The sequence below is a fragment of the Leptothoe sp. EHU-05/26/07-4 genome (assembly GCF_043421015.1).
GTDB classification, from domain to species: Bacteria; Cyanobacteriota; Cyanobacteriia; order Phormidesmidales; family Phormidesmidaceae; genus Leptothoe; species Leptothoe turfae.
Map to the genome: position 1 here is coordinate 539,157 of NZ_JAXSQV010000004.1, position 18,429 is coordinate 557,585.

The 18,429-nt window shown below is 48.4% G+C and carries 12 protein-coding genes; 2 read left to right on the forward strand and 10 right to left on the reverse strand.

From position 1 onward, the window contains the following. Positions 1–138 precede the first annotated feature (138 nt). Positions 139–4,761, reverse strand: a complete 4,623-nt coding sequence (locus tag U2F10_RS15420; protein ID WP_499872627.1) for an NB-ARC domain-containing protein — start codon at positions 4,759–4,761, stop codon at positions 139–141. Between the two features lie 258 nt (positions 4,762–5,019). On the opposite strand from U2F10_RS15420, the gene U2F10_RS15425 reads away from it, so the two are divergent. Beyond that, positions 5,020–5,295, forward strand: a complete 276-nt coding sequence (locus tag U2F10_RS15425; RefSeq protein WP_499061685.1) for an HNH endonuclease — start codon at positions 5,020–5,022, stop codon at positions 5,293–5,295. Between the two features lie 399 nt (positions 5,296–5,694). Here U2F10_RS15425 and U2F10_RS15430 read toward each other — a convergent pair whose 3' ends face one another. The 4 genes from U2F10_RS15430 to U2F10_RS15445 form a co-directional block, all read right to left on the reverse strand. Next, complete coding sequence (locus U2F10_RS15430) at positions 5,695–6,807, reverse strand: alkene reductase (protein WP_499872629.1); 1,113 nt, start codon at positions 6,805–6,807, stop codon at positions 5,695–5,697. A gap of 147 nt (positions 6,808–6,954) precedes the next feature. After that, complete coding sequence (locus U2F10_RS15435) at positions 6,955–7,743, reverse strand: LmeA family phospholipid-binding protein (protein ID WP_163670281.1); 789 nt, start codon at positions 7,741–7,743, stop codon at positions 6,955–6,957. A gap of 54 nt (positions 7,744–7,797) precedes the next feature. Beyond that, a complete protein-coding gene (proS, locus tag U2F10_RS15440; RefSeq protein WP_499872631.1) occupies positions 7,798–9,603 on the reverse strand; it encodes a proline--tRNA ligase in 1,806 nt (601 codons plus the stop codon). A 124-nt stretch (positions 9,604–9,727) separates the two neighbouring features. Continuing rightward, positions 9,728–11,026, reverse strand: a complete 1,299-nt coding sequence (locus tag U2F10_RS15445) for a GAF domain-containing sensor histidine kinase (RefSeq protein WP_499872633.1) — start codon at positions 11,024–11,026, stop codon at positions 9,728–9,730. Positions 11,027–11,933: 907 nt separating this feature from the next. Between U2F10_RS15445 and U2F10_RS15450 the strand changes: the two genes are divergently transcribed. After that, positions 11,934–12,689 carry a response regulator gene (locus tag U2F10_RS15450; protein WP_348918268.1) on the forward strand — a complete coding sequence of 252 codons (756 nt, stop codon included), beginning with the start codon at positions 11,934–11,936 and terminating at the stop codon, positions 12,687–12,689. Between the two features lie 45 nt (positions 12,690–12,734). On the opposite strand, the gene ybaK is transcribed toward U2F10_RS15450, so the two are convergent. From ybaK to sufC, 5 genes are all read right to left on the reverse strand, one after another. Continuing rightward, positions 12,735–13,202, reverse strand: coding sequence for a Cys-tRNA(Pro) deacylase (gene ybaK / locus U2F10_RS15455; RefSeq protein WP_163670292.1), 468 nt, complete (start codon positions 13,200–13,202; stop codon positions 12,735–12,737). A 27-nt stretch (positions 13,203–13,229) separates the two neighbouring features. Next, entirely contained in the window at positions 13,230–14,888 is a 1,659-nt protein-coding gene (locus tag U2F10_RS15460; RefSeq protein WP_499872635.1) for a GGDEF domain-containing protein, read from the reverse strand. A gap of 195 nt (positions 14,889–15,083) precedes the next feature. After that, entirely contained in the window at positions 15,084–16,346 is a 1,263-nt protein-coding gene (locus tag U2F10_RS15465; protein ID WP_163670303.1) for a SufS family cysteine desulfurase, read from the reverse strand. A gap of 3 nt (positions 16,347–16,349) precedes the next feature. Beyond that, on the reverse strand, positions 16,350–17,630 hold the full coding sequence (gene sufD, locus U2F10_RS15470; RefSeq protein WP_499872636.1) for a Fe-S cluster assembly protein SufD: 1,281 nt from the start codon (positions 17,628–17,630) through the stop codon (positions 16,350–16,352). Beyond that, entirely contained in the window at positions 17,627–18,409 is a 783-nt protein-coding gene (sufC, locus tag U2F10_RS15475; RefSeq protein ID WP_163670307.1) for a Fe-S cluster assembly ATPase SufC, read from the reverse strand. Before sufC ends, sufD begins: the two co-directional genes overlap by 4 nt. Between the last annotated feature and the right edge of the window lie 20 nt (positions 18,410–18,429).

Sequence of the window (18,429 nt, forward strand, 5' to 3'; positions counted from 1 at the left end):
TAACGTAGCTACATGAGTTGTTGATTGAGTCTATTGCCAAGTTGTTGCCTGGTGATCCGTAGGCGACTGTTGTTTTTATTTCTCAAGAAGAAGAGAGATTGGTCTGCGTTTACGTTGAGTGGGGCGAACTAGTGGGAGTTATCTCCACTGGCTACAGACGTCTTTCATGGCATCGACTACGCCGCGCATTGCTTCTTCGCCGCCGAGGTGGATGATGGCGGGATAGAGAGTGACGAGGTCTTGCATTAGGTAGCTGCGTTTGCGGTAGGCAAGGAGGTGGAGGAATGATTTCCAGTTGGTATAGGATAAGTTGGCAAGAGGGAAGTGGACGAGACTGTTGCTAAGAGCTTTTGCTGCTGTGGGTTTATGGGTAATGTCAGTAATTGCTGTTTTGAGATTGAGTAGACGATCGTTAGGAACTTGTTGCGCTAACTGACTTAAAATATCGGCCCGTCTGTTTTCACTCTGAATCTGACGGGCGGCTTCCAATGCCTCTTCAAAGTAAGCCTCATCCTGTTGCGCTAACTGGCTTAAAACATTGGCCCGACTGTCTTCACTCTGAATCTGACGGGCGGCTTCCAATGCCTCTTCAAAGTAAGCCTCATCCTGTTGCGCTAACTGGCTTAAAATATCGGCCCGTCTATCTTCATCTTGAATCTGACGAGCAGCTTCCAATACCTTGTCTAAATTAGCCCCACTCTGTTGCGCTAACTCATTCAAAATAGAGGCCCGACTGTTTTCACTCTGAATCTGACGGGCGGTTTCCAATGCCTCTTCAAAGTAAGCCTTATCCTGTTGCGCTAACTGGCTTAAAACAAAGGCCCGACTGTCTTCATCTTGAAGCTGACGAGCAGCTTCCAATACCTTGTCTAAATTAGCCCCACTCTGTTGCGCTAACTCATTCAAAACATTGGCCCGACTGTATTTATTCTGAATCTGACGAGCAGTCTCCAATGCCTCTTCAAAGTAAGCCTTATCCTGTTGTGCTAACTGGCTTAAAACATCGGCCCGACTGTATTCATCCTGAATTTGACGGGCAGCCTTCAATGCCTCTTCAAAGTAAGCCTTATCCTGTTGTGCTAACTGGCTTAAAACATCGGCCCGACTGTATTCATCCTGAATTTGACGGGCAGCCTCTAATACCTTGTCTAAATTGGCCCCATCCTGTTGTGCTAACTGGCTTAAAACATCGGCCCGTCCTTTCTCCCATCTATCCTCATCCTGAAGTTGGCAGGCAGCCTCCAATGCCTCTTCAAAGTAGGCCTCGTCCTGTCGCGCTAACTGGCTTAAAACATTGGCCCGACTGTATTTATTCTGAATCTGACGAGCAGCCTCCAATGCCTCTTCAAAGTAAGCCTTATCCTGTTGCGCTAACTGGCTTAAAACATTGGCCCGACTGTCTTCATCCTGAATCTGACGGGCAGCCTCCAATACCTTGTCTAAATTAGCCCCACTCTGTTGCGCTAACTCATTCAAAATAGAGGCCCGACTGTCCTTATTCTGAAGCTGGCGAGCAGCCTCTAATGCCTCTTCAAAGTAAGCCTCATTCTGTTGTGCTAACTGGCTTAAAATAGAGGCTCGATTATCCTCATTCTGAAGTTGGCGGGTAGTCTCCAATGCTTCCTCAAAATAAGCCTTATTCTGTTGCGCTAATTGGCTTAAAACAAAGGCTCGCCTGTCTTCATCCTGAATTTGACGGGCAGCCTCTAATACCTTGTCTAAATTGGCCCCACTCTGTTGTGCTAACTGGCTTAAAACAAAGGCCCGCCTGTCTTCATTCTGAATCTGACGAGCAGCCTCCAATGCCTCCTCAAAGTAAGCCTCATTCTGTTGCGCTAGCTGGCTCAGAACAGAGGCCCGTCTGTACTCAGACTGAATCTGGCGGGCAGTCTCCAATGCTTCCTCAAAGTAAACCTCGTCTTGTTGCGCTAACTGGCTCAGAACAGAGGCTCGTCTGTACTCAGACTGAATCTGGTGGGCAACTTCCAATACCTTGTCTAAATTGGCCCCACTCTGTTGTGCTAACTCACTTAAAACAAAAACTAGCCTGTCCTTATTCTGAAGTTTGCAGGCAGCCTCCAATGCTTCCTCAAAGTAAGCTCCATCCTGCTGCGCTAGCTTGCTCAAAATACTAATCCGCCTGTCCTTATTCTGAAGCTGACGGGCAGCCTCCAATGCTTCTTCCAAGTAGGCCTTATCCTGTTGTGCTAATTGGCTCAAAATAGAGGCCCGCCTGTCCTCATTCTGAAGCTGACGGGCAGCCTCCAATGCTTCCTCAACGTAGGTCTCATCCCGTTGTGCTAATTGGCTCAAAATAGAGGCCCGCCTGTCCTCATTCTGAAGCTGACGGGCAGCCTCCAATGCTTCCTTAACGTAGGCCTCGTCCTGTTGCGCTAACTGGCTTAAAACATCGACCCGTTTGTACTTAGACTGAAGACTAAGAGTAGCTTCCAATACTTTGTCTAAATCACCCCCATCCTGTTGCGCTAATTGACTCAAAACATCGGCTCGTATGTACTCAGTCTGAATTCCATAGGCATTCTCAATTGCAACTAGAAATAGCGATTTTGATAAGTAGGATGCTAATACCTGAATTGCTGTAAAAATTCTTGCTTCATTCTGCATCTGCTCTACATAGACCCATGCTTGTTCCACCGACCAAAAGCTTTGTTTTACAAACTCCGCCATTATGTCAATGGGCAAGTTCGCAATCAAGCTGTTAAGCGTTGCTGTCATTAGGGCATACCGACATTCCAGCTCAATTGAACGAGTTCTTTCCTGGTTGTAGCTTTGCTCCGTCAGCCGCCAACTCCGCGCCAAATCCTCTACAAAAATTGCCGGTTGTCCAATCCTGTCACATGCTTCAAACCATGCATTACGTCCCTTAACATCCGACATTACCATCAGTGAATGAATTTCATCAATCCAATCTCCCTGCTCCATGTGCCAGGTCAAATGACGATGAATATAATCATCCTTGGGTAAGGTATACCAGCATTTATTAGTGCAAGTGTCGCGATATCTTTCCAAGAGTTGCCGGTGGGCTAATGTAAGATTCTGTTGTTTGTTACCAGCAAGGTCACACTGCTTATCAACGGAGAGTTCCAGATTACCCTGCTCAATCAAATTGCGGGCCATATTGTGCATCAGGTCATGCACCCGATAAGTGGGTTCTCCCTCGCTCGTAGTAATCCCACTAGTCAAAAAGGAGCGCTCATACAGCGTTAATAAAGTCTCTTCCGATTCCCAATCCTCCGCATCCCAAAGCGTTGTCGCCATCTGCTGTTGGAGTATCACATCCTCTGGCAAAATTCCCAGCCATACAAACCGTTCAAAATACTCTAGGCTATCCTCTTTTAGTCGCTCCAAACTCACCTGAAAGCATGCCTGCAAGCTATATTTTCGCTGTTCCTCTTCCGAGAGATCTTTTAGGCGCACACTAGGATAGTCCAGTGCTTGCAGCCCCTTCGCAGCTTTTAAAAATGCCTTTTTCAGAGTTGCCCACTTCCGCCCCCGTGCCACCTGAACGGCCATCAATCGTACTGCCAATGGCAGGTATCCCACCATCCGCGCAAACTCTAGCGCAGGTTCTTCCATCTCTGCTGTCCACTTTGTTCCTAGTTCCCCTTTAACCAGGTTCAGTGCCTCCTGCGGCGTCATCAAATCCAAGCTGTATCGCTCTGCTCCAGCAATCACAGCCTCTCTTGTTGTTACCAACACCTGACAGCCAGAACCACCCGCCCGAAACCACTCCACATGAGCTGCATTCCACACATCATCCACCACCAGTAACATTCGCCGCTCAGCCAACAAATTTCCCAAATACCGCGAAGCCGCTGCCAACGTATTTGCAGAAAAACTCTCCCGCGACTTATCCAACTCTCGAATCCAATCCCCCAACATGGTCAACAGGTCAGGGTTTTGTCCTAACGTGACCCACAAAATCCCATCCGAAAAACGAGCCTGTATCTCTTGATCCAGAACTAAAGCCGTCGCTAAGACCGATTTTCCTAAACCCCCTAATCCGGAAATCGCACTTACCACCAGCGTGCGCTCATCCTCTGCCAGCAGCATGTCTTTCACTGCCTTCATCGCGTCCGGGCGCTCCACATAGTTCTCCGGTAACCGCACCCTAGGAAACGGAGCCCCCAGCTTTAACCCAGTCTGCGACCTTGCCAGTTCCGGCTCATCCACCTCCGTAAATGCATCCGGCCACAGTACAGGCATATCCGAATCACCCGCACCCTGTAGCTCCATCGCTGTTTTGCCAAACTCAAAGGCAAACTCTACCGGTCGTCCACTACCTAGAGCATCGTAAAACCCCACCGCAAACTCAATCGCTGCTTGCTCCTTCACCGCCCGACGCATACCAATCACATAGGGAACATGCTCAGCAATGGCAGCTGCCTGCTCCAGGGAATAACAACCGTTCAGAACAACACATTTGCACTCTTGTTTGAACAATTTGAACAGTTTAGCCAGTGCATCCCCAGTTACTAATTTGGCATTTCCCACCTCATCCTCAAAGACCAGACCAGCCGTCCCCTCACTATGGCCCGTAAAATGCACAATCTGCGGCGACTCATCCAACATGGCCCGCTGTAGATCGCGAGGTCGCACCGCCCACCGCTGTACAATCTCAAACTCATCCCGCTTTTTTGCTCGTTCCAGGCCCTCACGAATATCCCGAGCTTCCTCATCTAACCGACGGCGGGTGACATCTTTAGGGTTAGCTGCCAGAATTAGGATTTTTTTGCGCATTGACGGTCCAGGATCAGCAGTGAGGCTAAGTAACCTGCATGCTCAGTAGGCTTACTTTTTAGGATTGCTCATAGTCTAGCCATTCACAGCTGAATTCCAAGGATATTTCACAAAAAGTACCCCTGGAAGGTTGTGGCTGTAAGCTGCCCTAATTCAGGGGATTAGTGATGTAAATTCAAATTTTTTGAGGGGGCACGCTTCATAGCATAGCAGTCGCGTCAACACTACCATGGAGGATAGTTCTGCTTGTTTTCTTCCATGTCTCAGTGTGAACTTTGCCAGCGTGATTGCCCCAAACTAACGGAGCATCACCTTGTACCCCGTCAGCAGACTAAGCGAAAAAAGCAAGACCCAGGACCAACGACAGATATTTGTGCCCCCTGCCATAAGCAAATTCACACTCTGTTTACCAATAAAGAATTAGCCCAAGATTTAAATACGGTGGACCGATTGAGGTCCCATCCGAAAATGGAGAAATTTTTGGGCTGGATTCAGAAGCAAGATCCGTATAAGAAGGTGCGAACTTATCGTTAGTGGGGGATATAGCCTCAGGGCTTGTGAAGAATGAGTTTATCGTTCTCTCTAGAGCATTCAAGAAATATAGCTATCAAAACTGGTAAATAGGGATGGGGGTTGCTCAGGGCTTTCCTCCCTGAAACCCTCCATTCGTGGGGGAGTTTAGGCCCCCACACCCCCCGACAAGGTGATCGTTCGTAGCAAATATGCAGGTTTGGTGTGGGTTACGGTGAGGTCGATTATCAGGGTTCACTAGCATTCAGTGATGACCCTAATGAACGATCACTATAGCCATTAACTCCACCAAATCCGATTCAGTATCTGATTCAAAATGGATAATTTCGTAGGGGCTGTGCCTTGTGCCAGCCCCGCGATACCGAAGATTATCAACCAGGATTTAATATTATTGGTCTTCCGTTAAGCCGCCAACGCTGGATAGTCCACATAGCCCCTGCGATCGTGGGTATAAAACGTAGCTGAATCTGCTTCATTTAGAGGCGCACCTTGCTTAAAACGCTCGACCAAATCAGGGTTAGCAATAAAGGGAATACCGTAGGCAATGGCGTCTGCTTCATTATTCTGAAGGGCCGCTGCTCCCGTTTCTGCGCCATAGCCTCCATTCAGAAGGATGGGCCCCTTAAAGGCCTGACGCAGATGGGGGGTGACTCGCTCAACGCCGTCTGCGGCTGCCATAAAATGACCTGGTAAGGCTTCTATGACATGGAGATAAGCTAGATTAAATCGGTTCAAAGCTGTTGCCACATAGGTAAACGTAGCCAGAGGATTGCTGTCTTTCATGCCGTTGAAGGCGACATAGGGCGATAATCGCACACCGACGCGATCGCAACTCCATGCCTTCACCACAGCTTCTGTAACCTCTAGCAAAAACCGAGCCCGATTTTCCACACTACCGCCATAGGTGTCAGTACGCTGATTAGAGCCATCTCGTAAGAATTGATCGATCAGATAACCATTGGCTGCATGGATTTCCACACCGTCAAATCCGGCTGCTTTGGCATTGAGAGTGGCTGTGACATACTGCTCAACGACACCTGGAATCTCTTCTAACGTCAGGGGGCGGGGAGCGACATAGGGCTTTTTGCCAAGGGGCGTATGAATCTCTCCTTGCAGGGCAATGGCCGAAGCAGATACCGGTAACTCACCATTGGGTTGAAAGTCAGGGTGAGATGCCCGCCCAGTATGCCATAGCTGTAGAACAATCTTGCCACCTCGCTGATGGACCGCCTCGGTAATCTTTTGCCAACCGGCGATCTGTTCAGCAGTGTAAATGCCAGGGGATTGTTGCCAGCCAGCTGCCTGCTCAGAAATTTGTGTGGCTTCAGAAATAATCAGGCCGGCACTGGCTCGTTGGTTGTAGTATTCCAGCATCAGGTCGTTGGGGATGCGGGATACCCCAGACCGGGCGCGGGTTAACGGAGCCATGATAATGCGGTTGGGAATTGCGATCGCGCCCAGTTGCAAAGGTTGAAAAAGCACGGCTAATGCTGGGTCAGCTGTAGCGGTAACCATAAAAAACTTTCCTTATTCAATAGTTCGAAAGTTTCGAATAATCGAACTATAGCTTGCTAATCGACAAATCGGCAACTGTGATTCAGGGGTGGTTACTTCACAATTTGGGTTGATGGCATAGGAGATTGTCCTTGCCGACCGTAATGTCTATTGTGTAAAACTTGGGTCAATGCTAACCCACATCACCAGATCAAATTGCTCGGACTGAATCGATGCGTCCAAGATCCGCATAGTAATGCCGGACTCTTCCAGGCGACGTAGGCTCAGGCGATCACCCAAATTCTTGGTGAATGCCTCCAGCAACTGTTCTGGCGCTTCGCTGTCATTGACCGACATTTCCGGGTCTACCAAAATCAAGCGATGACCATTTTCAATGGTAAAGCCAGTCTGAGCCTTGATTTTTAATCCTTCCCCCAGGCTCGGCTCAGAGAGATCCAGCTCTAGCTGGAGGCGATTGTCGGGTAAAAAAGTTGCCTTAGGATTACTAAACTGATAGCGGCTAGCTTCACGGGACTGGGCCGCATTTCCTAAGTTAATTTCAATGTTGTTAAGCCGTTCTGTAAATTCCGGTGACAGCAGATACTCGTTGAGATCTTCTGGTGTAATTACCAAATGAAGTGCGCCATTTAAGGGCTCATCCAGGGCTACTTTGCCGCGTCTGAGTTTGTTGAAATCTAGATCAATGGGGTCAGTGTCCAGGTCTGCGATCGCAACCCGAAACCCTTCCACCGGATACATACCCCGCACACCCACCTGTAGCCGGTTGATCTTACCCTTCAGCAAGTTTAAATTCGAGCCATTATCCACCCGTACCTGAATATCTTCCACGCCATTGAGCCGAGCCCGCAGCGCATTTTCGGCCAGGGTATCCAGGCCCAAGCCAATGGGTGAACCGATAAAAATCAGGCTAGAAAGCAGGATTGAAATAAATTCCATGGCCTACAAAAATAATTGCCATCAAAACTGTAGGGGTATCCCAGGGTGAGGGAATCACCCAATGGCATCGTCAACCCATTGCTTGATGGTGCTGACCACCTCGTCTACGGCCAGCTCAACCGATTCGCCATCAGCCCGCTTGACCGCTTCTACCTTACCCTCTTTCAATGAGCGCCCGGTCACTACCCGGAAAGGAATACCGATGAGTTCAGAATCTTTGAATTTCACACCGGCCCGTTCTTTACGGTCATCTAGCAACGTTTCTACACCGGCTGCATTTAGCTCTTCGTAAAGCTTCTCAGCGGCGGCCATCTGGTCAGCATCGTTGATGTTGGGCACGACAACGACGGCCTGGTAGGGGGCGATCGCAACTGGCCAAATAATGCCATTCTTGTCATAGGACTGCTCCACCGCAGCCTGGGCCAGACGGGATACGCCGATGCCGTAGCAACCCATGACCAATGGCTGAGACTTACCACCTTCATCGGTGTACGTTGCGCCCATGGCAGTAGAATATTTGGTGCCCAGCTGGAAAATGTGGCCGATTTCGATGCCCCGTGCAGTTTGAATGGTTTGGCTAGGGTCGTGGACAGCGCGATCACCGGCATTGGCCTTGCGGATATCTATCACGATCTCGGGCAGGGTGAACTGGTCACCCCAGTTAGCACCGACCACGTGGTAGCCCTTCTCATTGGCCCCAGTGGCAAAATTCTTGAGGTCTACAGCCGTTTCATCCACCAGCCGCAGAAACTTGGGCGCTACATTGTCCAGCGTTTGAATGTAGTCATCGGAAATATCGGGGGCAATGTAGCCCAGGGGTAACGGCTTGGCCGCCCATTTGGCTTGGGCCTCGGGGTCGGGCACTTCTAAGGACAATAGAGTAGACGCATCATAATCTGCCGCCAGATTAGTCAGGGCATTTTGCAACTTAGTATCGTTGACGTCCTGGTCTCCCCGGATATTGATCAACACCAGTACCGTTTTGCCATTGTCATAGACCGCCTGGTACAGAACGTTTTTGACGATCTGTGTGGGCGAGCAGTCTAGAAACTTCGCCATGGTCTCAATGGTGGACGTGTTAGGTGTCTCTAGTTTTTTGTATTCGCTAAATTCTGAAGGAACTGCATCAGCGGCTACAGATACTGCCTTTTCTACGTTAGCCGCGTATTTGCCATCCTCGGTATATAGCACCTCATCTTCGCCAGCCTCAGCCAATACCATAAACTCATGGGATCCCGAACCACCAATGGCACCAGAATCCGCTTCCACAGCACGAAACTTAAGTCCACAGCGACTCAAAATATTGCTGTAGGCCTGGTACATATCCCCATAGGTGGCCTTGAGGCTATCCATATCCGCATGGAATGAATAGCCGTCTTTCATAATGAATTCGCGCCCCCGCATCAGGCCAAAACGAGGCCGAATTTCATCGCGAAATTTGGTTTGTATTTGATATAAATGGGTGGGCAGTTGCCGATAAGAGCGCACCATATCCCGCGCCACCATGGTGATGACTTCCTCGTGGGTAGGCCCCAGGGCTACTTCCTGCTGGCGACGATCCGTCAGGGCAAACATAATGCCTTCTGCCTTGGTGTAGGTGTCCCACCGCCCGGACTCTTGCCACAGTTCCGCAGGCTGTAGCTGAGGCAGCAAACACTCTTGGGCTCCAGTCCCATTCATTTCGTCGCGCACAATGGCCGATACCTTATTTAGAACCCGTAGCATCAGCGGCAAATAGGCAAATACACCACTGGAAATCCGTCGGATATAACCCGCCCGTAGCATTAGCTTGTGGCTGGGAATCTCTGCTTCAGCAGGATCCTCACGCAGCGTGACAAACAGCATCTGGGACAGGCGCATAATTCAGCAGGTTTTCACAACATCAACACAGTCTAATGTATTAGGGTAAAGGGTTGCTGCATTGGGGCGAAAAATTTTAGAAGAGGGTAGGCACTGCCCATCCTCCTCTGATTCGGGCATGCTTCTACCTCGGTAGTTGCACGGTAAATGTTGTCTTTTGCTTGGTGCTCTTAAACCCAATGTTTCCACCCAAATTGCTCACCAACTGCTTGACTAAAGCCAGACCCAGACCGCTACCGCCATAGTTCTGCTGGTCCAGTTCAGGGACTCGATAAAACCTCTCGAAAATGTGGGATTGATGATTGGCTGGAATCTGTACGCCTGTGTTTGCGATCGCAATTTCCACTGCTTTATCCGTTGCCTGGACTGCGATTTTGATGGTTTTTTTAGGAGGCGTATACTTGATTGCGTTGGTCACTAACTCGGTGATGGTACGTTCTAGCTGAGTGATGTCGCATTCCACTAACAGAGGTTCAGCAGGAATGTTGGTTTTTAGGGTTAACTCTTCTTGCTCTAATCTAGTCTCGAATGTGCGCAACAGTGAGGGTAGCCAATCGCTGAGGTTCATCAACATGGATTCTGATGTTTTCTGATGTTCAGGAAACATCAGGGTGATGAGATTGTCGACAAACTGTTTTTGTCTGCGACATTCTTGGCTAAGTAAGCTCAACACTTTTAGTACAGTGCTGCGCTGGGGCACCTTTCGCCATGAGACGTCTTTGAAGATTCTTTCTAAGGTTTGGGTGGAGAGTTGGATATTCCCTAGGGGAACAAATAGTTCGTGGGAGATGAGCTGTAGAAATTCATCCTTGGCTTGGCGTAATTGATGAATTTCTGTTTTCTGGATGTTAACTGTCTGGGTCAGTTGGGTTTGGTGCAATGCGATCGCAAGACAATCAACAATCTGTTGTAACTCCTTGATTTCAGTCTCATCAAAGGTTTCACCCTTACGGCGGATTGCCCAAACACTACCCAGCAAAGTTGTTTGATGTAACATTGGACAGCCTAGCCAAGGTAAAGACGTTGTTGCACCATTTTCTATGCCTAGTTGTTGAGTGTTCAGCAGCAAGGACTTACCCAGTTTGGAAGGCTTATAAAATTCCCAAACTTTGTCGAGGTTACGGGAATGGTTAAGTGGAATTGACCAACCAGTACCCACGTTGCCAACCAAGGTGGCAGTGCGTTGGTTCTCATCCACTAGTTCTATTTGGCAACCCTTCAGCTTGAAGTTCTCGGCGATGGCTGTCGGTAACCAGTGAATCAACTCTTCAAAAGTACCCCCTTGGAGAGTCGTGAATAAAATCTTTTGCATCAGGGTTTGATAACTGCGGGCAGTATGGGAACCTGCAAAAGCCACGTTGAACCGGTCTGAATCAATCGTTTCAGACTGCAATGGATTGCCTTCGAATCCGTTACTTATCAAAAGTCGACCTAGCCTCCTAAATCCAAGTCGCTTTCAGCTAGTAGCCATGTCATACCTACTAGCTACCTGTTATTAAAACATATGTAAAAGTTAGACATCCACAAAAGTCTTAGCTTCTTGGATAGCTAAGACATCATTGCATAGATTATCTAGTGTATTAATGGGGTGCTTTAATCAATAGTTATAAACCTGATATGAGTTAGGTATTGTCCTGGTCCATATCTGCATGGAAACGTTTATCGAGAAATCAGTTTACTAGAAAGTAGTACATTAAAAAATGGTGATGAATACCCCTATAACTCACTGAGCAATAATGTATCTAAAGACGTTCATCAATATGACTCTGTGGGCAAAATTAAGGGAGCAATCAACGGGCCTTTCAAGGTTAAAAAACTTAAAACAATAACAATTACTAGCCCTTTAACTAATCATTTAAACCTTTATTCTAACTTTCTAAACATATAGATACCAAGGCGACCGATTTATAACCTCGCATGAAACTCGCTAAAAGTATTAGACTCTAGCGCCTGGCGAACGTCGATTGAGCGACACATTAATTTAAAAATGTATCGAATTATTAAGGGCCTCTCTCATTAGTGAGGGATTAGGATTTAATCAGACCTTTCAAATGCTACAGTAGCTAACTAGTAAGACTTCATCAATATAGGCAGATTTAGCAAGATTAAGGGAACTTGGATGCAGCAAAAAAGTAATTAAGTCACTTTTAATTCCTCTTTGAGGAAAGTTTTTTCTTCGGTACTATGGCGTATGGGTAGGTATTATTTCCTTACTCATAGGTTAGTTATTTGGCTAGTTATTCATTGTTTATCTAGCTATCTACGAGTACCCCAATTGCTTTTGCCGATTTATCCTCCACGATGCTCCGAATGAGCAAAATTAACGCCCTGTGGCGCTCATTTTGCGGGGCTTTGTATTGAGGTTATATCAGGTGGGTAACTTTAAGGCTGTCATCCTAATTGCTGAGGATGAGGTTCACATCCGTAATGCTTTACAGCGAAATCTCATTAAGGCTGGATTTGATGTGATTCTGGCCTCAGATGGCGAGGAAACCATGGTTCAATTTAGAGCTAATGTGGTTGACCTTGTTGTCTTGGATGTCCTGATGCCTAAGTTGGACGGTTTGCAGGTGTGTCAGCTGATTCGGCAAGAATCGGATGTGCCGATCATTATGGCCACTGTCTTAGGGAGTCCAGCAGATCGAGTGACTGGATTAGATCTGGGGGCTAATGACTACATTGTTAAGCCATTTTCGAGTCGAGAGCTGATTGCGCGCATTCGATCGATACTTAGGCGGGTATCTCCAGGTGTTCGTGGTACATTAGCGGACCGAAGTGTTGATACGACTGTGGTTTCTGTCGGTGATCTTGTTCTCTATCCCCAAACTCGAAAAGTCTATGGGCAAAATGCATATATCCGGCTGACTGAAATAGAGTTTTATATTCTATATTTTTTGGTTCAAACTCCAGGTCAAATCTTGACGCGAGAGAATATTTTGCAACAGGTATGGGGATATACTGCGGATGCTGATTTGAATACTAAGGCCCTAGATGTTCACATTTCGCGCCTGAGAACAAAGCTAGGTCATAGCACGGTGCGGATTATGACTATTCAAGGACATGGTTATATGTTGCTTGCCCGGTAGGGGTGATTGATTCCTGGTTTGGGGGGCGTTGCATACAACGCGCCCCTACATCGCGATAGCTCCCACGGTGGCCTGGGTTGCCTTGATGTAATCCTGGGGAGTTAGCCATAGCATGGCCCCACGCATACCGGCGGATACGGCAATGTGGTCGTGGGCCTCAATCCATTCGTCTACGTAGGTGGGATAGTGCCTTTTGCAGGCAAGGGCGGTAACGCCGCCTCGGATGTAGCCGGTTAGAGGCTGCACTTCTTTGAGGGGAACCGGTAGTACTTTTCGGTCTTTGGTGAGTTTAGCTAAGGCTTTGAGGTTGAGTTGGGCATTGGCAGCCAGCACAGCTAAGCAAATACCGTTGCGATCGCCACGAATGACTAGAGTCTTAAATACTTGATCATGGGGCAGGCCTAGTTTGTCGGCTGTAGCGCCAGCCACTAAATTATTGGGATCTACCGGGTAGGTCAGGATCCCATAGTCAATGTCCAAAGCGTCTAGAAGACGAGCCGCATTGGTTTTCATCTTTGGTGTGCAATCAATGGTGCCAAATCATTGTTGCTGGGATATCTCCACATGTCCAATGGCAAATTGATTGCGACCGTTGGATTTTGCTTGATAAAGCCCCTGATCGGCGGCGGCAATGATTGCTTCGTAAGTGCCTTGGTCGGTGGATGTCACACTGCCAATGCCTAGACTGACCGTCAGCCATGGGCTAACGTCTGAAAGATGATGTTCAATGTGCAGTGCATGGACAGCCGCTCGAATTGTCTCTGCCACGTGTTGTGCCCCTTTCCCAATTGTATTGGGTAGCACGACCGCAAATTCCTCTCCACCATAGCGAGCGACAAAGTCAGGTTCGCGCTTGACAGCCGTTTTGAGTGCTTGAGCCACCTCTTGGAGACAGGCATCTCCCGCCTGGTGACCATAGGTGTCGTTGTAGAGTTTGAAATAATCGATATCGCAAAGAATCAGCGTTAGGGGGGTGTTGTTACGAGCTTTCCATGCCTTGTCGAGAAATTCATCAAAAGCCCGACGATTGGCGATTTGAGTGAGGCCATCTACCCGTGCCAGGGCTGTCAGTGCCTGGTTCTGCTGTTGCAGTGCCTGGGCATTCTCCTTATGGGCCGTAATATCTGTGGCTGTGCCTAGCAACTGTTGTGGCGTGCCGTCTGAATTCCATTGAAAAATAGTTTCTCGGCATAACATCCACAACCAATCGCCTTGTTTATGGCGAAAGCGATATTCATTCTCCACAATCTCACCCCGGGTTGACTTTGCCAGACGCTTGCGGGTTTGGTGAATGGCTTGGATAGTTTCAGCATGGGCCAGTCTTTCTAAAAACTGGGCTCCAAATTTTTGAATTTCTTCAGGAGAATACCCCAGAATATTCTTCATGTAACCGTTAATGTAGTAGTTTTCACCACTGGCAAAATCATTTACATACAGAATATTAGTACTGGCATTCAGGATGCCTTGAATAAAGTGCTGACTCTCATGCCAGGCTTGTTCAGCCTGCTGCCGCTCAATCATTTCGAGCTTGAGTTGACGTTTTTGTTTGCTTAAAAGTTTTTGTTTTTTTTGTTCGCTGGCGTGGCTAATGGCTAGAGCAATGAGACCAGCGGCTGCAATCATAAAATCCTTATGTGCTGCCTGCCAGACCCTGGGAGATTCTTGCTGATTACAGCAGAGAACGCCAATTATTTGGGTTTGATGGTAAATGGGAATTTCAATTAAGGCGGTAATGGTCTGCTCTTGACCGGATAAATAGGGGGGAAACAGTAATAGGGAAGCGTCTTTGTCCTCTGTTGACGATGGTTGCCCTAACTGCGTGCCTAACTGATTAGTAGTGGCGTCACCTGTGTTGAGGACTAGCCAATCTTGCTGGGTTAAGCAATGAAAATAGTCGATATGGTTGTCTACATGCAGCTGGCTTAGCGAGTTATGGGAAGCATGGGGACCGTAATCAGCCACTAATTGAAATAGGTTGCGGTCCTCGGTGTATAACCAAACCTGACAGTTGGTTGTACCTAGATTTTTAACGATGGCGTATGTAATAGCGGCAGTAGCAACCTCCACATCACCGCTGTAGATTGCTGCACTTTGGCTTAACTCTAAAAGTGCTTGAGATAAGGCATGGTGAGGTGAATGACTGTCTAAGAAAACAGGCGTGACCAATGGCTGATTAGATTGCTCAGGCGCAAGCGACATCCCAACTGATGAAGAATGGATCAAGCTGATGTGAACCTCCGATTGGGTTACATTCAACCGGAGTTGTACATACCAGACTTACTTCAATAAGGGTGCCTCAAATGGGCGGTGTTTTAACTATAGTTAGACACTACTCTTTGTGTCAGCTCAGTCTTAATCCGCTAGCTCAGCTCTCCTTAACCCAGATTCTCCAGGCTAGTCAAAAATATTGCCAAAGAACTCAATTGTGTCTTTGAGGGCAGTGACAAAGCTATCGATTTCATCGTAGGTATTGTAAAAATACAGGCTGGCCCGAGCAGTGGAGTCGTTGCCTAGAAAGCGATGTAGCGGCTGAGTGCAGTGATGCCCAGAGCGAATGGCAATTCCAGTTTGGTCTAGGAATGTCGATAAATCTTGGGCGTGGAGATTCTCAACGGTAAATGTTGCGATCGCAGCCCGTCCACTGCCATCAGCTTTGGGTTTAGGGCCATAGAGTTTGATCTTAGGCACATCGGCTAAACGTTCGTAGAGGTACCGTGTCAGCTCATGCTCATATTGGGCAATGCGATCCATGCCAATGCCTGTGAGGTAGTCGACCGCTGCCCCTAACATGATCACCTCAGCAATGGCTGGCGTACCTGCTTCAAATTTGTGGGGCAGTTCAGCATAGGTGGAATGATCCAGGTAAACATCCTGAATCATTTCACCACCGCCCAGGAAGGGGGGCATTGCATTGAGAATATCTAGTTTGCCGTAGAGGAAACCGGCACCCGTGGGACCACACATTTTGTGACCTGAGGCGACTAGCCAGTCACAGTCAAGGGATTGCACATCTACTGGCATGTGGGGCACGCTTTGGCAAGCGTCGATCAGTACCTTGGCACCTTGGCCATGGGCTAGCTTGATGACGTCTTCAACTGGGTTAATACAGCCAAGGGTGTTGGAGATGTGGTTAATGGCCACTAGGCGGGTGCGATCGCAAAGCAGCCCTTTGAAATGCTCAAAATCGAACTCTTGAGTATCCGTCAGCTGTACATGCTTGAGCACAGCGCCCGTCCGTTCAGCCACCAGCTGCCAGGGCACCAGATTGCTGTGATGCTCCATCACCGACAGAATCACCTCATCGCCTGCCTTGAGGTTACTCAAGCCCCAGGCATAGGCCACCAGGTTAATAGCTTCACTGGCATTGCGGGTAAAGACAATCTCATCGCGACTGGATGCATTTATAAAGGCTGCTACCTTGTCACGGGTACCTTCATAGGCCGCCGTTGCCCGAGCGCTGAGGGTGTGTACACCACGATGAACATTGGCATTGTCCTGGTGGTAATAATCTACCAGAGCATTAAGAACAACCTTAGGCTTCTGTGACGTGGCCGCATTATCAAAGTAGATGAGCGGCTTACCATTCACCGTCTGGTCCAAAATCGGAAAATCCGACCGGACTTCATCGGCGAGAGGTTTAGCCATAGTTAAAGTCATTGCCTACACTGTCCATTGCTGAATGTACTGATTCATGCGCTCTCGCAAGGGAGCCACAGTAATCGGCTCAATAATTTCCATTGCAAAGGCGTAAATTAATAGCCGCTGGGCCTGGTCACGATTGATGCCCCGACTTTGCAGATAAAACATCTCATCCGGTGCCAGTTGGCTCACAGTTGCACCGTGGGCGCACTTGACGTTATCAGCGACAATATCAAGCTCTGGCTTAGTGTCTATTCGGGACTTGGATGACAGTAGCAGATTACGGTTCAGCTGTGATGCATTGGTGAGCTGGGCCTGATGGGGCACATACACCCTGCCATTGAATACACCATGGGCCCGATCGTCCATAATGTTTTTCTGTAGCTGATTGGCAGTGCCGTAGGGGTGGCTAAGGGCAATCAGACTGTGGGTATCAGCCAATTGTTTGTCGCGAACAGCCGTTAACCCAGTGAGTTCAGTTTCAGTTTGGGGTCCTGTTTGATAAACCTCCAGGTTATGGCGAGAAATGCCTGCCCCAAAAATGAATGCCGTATTCCGATAACGACTATCCCGCGCTTGAGAAACCGCTGTTTTACCAATGTGGACTGCCTCCGATGACTCCTGCTGTAACCGCAGATGAGTCACCTCAGCATTATCATGAACCCACACTTCACTGACGCTGTTGGTAAAGCTAGCGCCACTGCCATGAAACTCCTCTACCAGCGTGACAGCGCTACCTGCTTCCGCAACTACGAGACACCGTGGCTGTACAAACAACCCATTACCAATGGTCAGATAAACAATCTGAATCGGCTGCTCAATGGCTGTGTTTTTCTTGATGTGGAGTACGGCAGCGTCGGTAAAGCCAGCTGTATTCAAAGCCGTAAAGACTTCATTGCTTCCCTGTATCTGAGCCAACGCATCAGGTGTAGCTTCTGCCTGACTTAGAACGCTAGTGCCGTCACCGACGTTAGAGAGACTATCTGCAAAGATGCCATTAACAAACACTAGGCGAGCTGTATCCCCCAGGCTGATGTTGGCCAACTGCTGTTTAGCCTCAGCAATCACCGAATCTTTTAAAGCCCCTGGGGCCTGAAAAGACATTTCCAACATGGATGACAGATCGGTAAATCGCCAATCTTCATCGCGGTTGGATGGAAATGTGCGTTCCTGTACGAGCGCACGAGCAGCGGCTCGCAAGGCATCTAACCCTAAGGGAGACTGCTTAGCGGAGAGGGCCGCCTGCTCAAGCAGTTCCCCTAGATAGCGATCGCGCTGGGTTACGGTAGCTACTTTACTCATGAAGCCACCACCTGCTCTTCTAAGAGCCATTCATAGCCTTTAGCTTCAAGGGCTAGGGCCAGTTCTCTGCTGCCGGTTTTGATGATTTGCCCACCGCACATCACATGGACATAGTCCGGCACAATGTAGTTAAGCAACCGTTGGTAGTGGGTAATCACCAAGTTAGCACTGTTCGGTGTGGCCAGCTTATTAACGCCTTCTGCCACAGTCTTTAAAGCATCAATGTCCAAACCAGAATCGGTCTCATCTAGAATGGCCAACGTAGGTTCTAGCAGTGCCATTTGCAGAATCTCATTCCGCTTTTTCTCACCACCAGAAAAGCCCTCATTAACGCTACGGTCTAGAAAACTCACATCCATTTTGACGATTTCAGTTTTCTCTTCGATTAAATCATCAAAGTCGAATACATCAATCTCGTCCTCCCCACGGGCCTTACGGTGGGCATTGTAGGCCACCCGCAAGAACTCACGGTTGCTGACACCCGGAATCTCCAGAGGATATTGAAAGGCTAGAAAAATACCTGCTGTGGCCCGTTCATGGGGTTCTAGCTCGGAGAGATCTTTACCATAAAATTCAATGGTGCCACCCGTAACTTCATAGTCGGGGTGACCGGCTAGCACCTTAGAAAACGTACTCTTACCGGAACCGTTGAGACCCATAATGGCGTGGACCTCACCAGCTTTCACTTCAAGGTTTACACCTGTCAGGATTTCAGTTCCATCTATGCTGGCTCGTAGATCTTTGACAGAGAGAATTGTTTTTGCGTCTGAGTTAATCATTGAAAGTGCGTCTGACGGTG

What these genes read in the sequence shown, in the direction of transcription:
- U2F10_RS15425 (WP_499061685.1), top strand. Translation starts at nt 5,020, where the DNA reads ATGTCTCAGTGTGAACTTTGCCAGCGTGATTGCCCCAAACTAACGGAG.
- U2F10_RS15465 (WP_163670303.1), bottom strand. Translation starts at nt 16,346, where the DNA reads ATGACTTTAACTATGGCTAAACCTCTCGCCGATGAAGTCCGGTCGGAT.
- U2F10_RS15435 (WP_163670281.1), bottom strand. Translation starts at nt 7,743, where the DNA reads ATGGAATTTATTTCAATCCTGCTTTCTAGCCTGATTTTTATCGGTTCA.
- proS (WP_499872631.1), bottom strand. Translation starts at nt 9,603, where the DNA reads ATGCGCCTGTCCCAGATGCTGTTTGTCACGCTGCGTGAGGATCCTGCT.
- sufD (WP_499872636.1), bottom strand. Translation starts at nt 17,630, where the DNA reads ATGAGTAAAGTAGCTACCGTAACCCAGCGCGATCGCTATCTAGGGGAA.
- U2F10_RS15430 (WP_499872629.1), bottom strand. Translation starts at nt 6,807, where the DNA reads ATGGTTACCGCTACAGCTGACCCAGCATTAGCCGTGCTTTTTCAACCT.
- U2F10_RS15420 (WP_499872627.1), bottom strand. Translation starts at nt 4,761, where the DNA reads ATGCGCAAAAAAATCCTAATTCTGGCAGCTAACCCTAAAGATGTCACC.
- sufC (WP_163670307.1), bottom strand. Translation starts at nt 18,409, where the DNA reads ATGATTAACTCAGACGCAAAAACAATTCTCTCTGTCAAAGATCTACGA.
- U2F10_RS15460 (WP_499872635.1), bottom strand. Translation starts at nt 14,888, where the DNA reads ATGTCGCTTGCGCCTGAGCAATCTAATCAGCCATTGGTCACGCCTGTT.
- ybaK (WP_163670292.1), bottom strand. Translation starts at nt 13,202, where the DNA reads ATGAAAACCAATGCGGCTCGTCTTCTAGACGCTTTGGACATTGACTAT.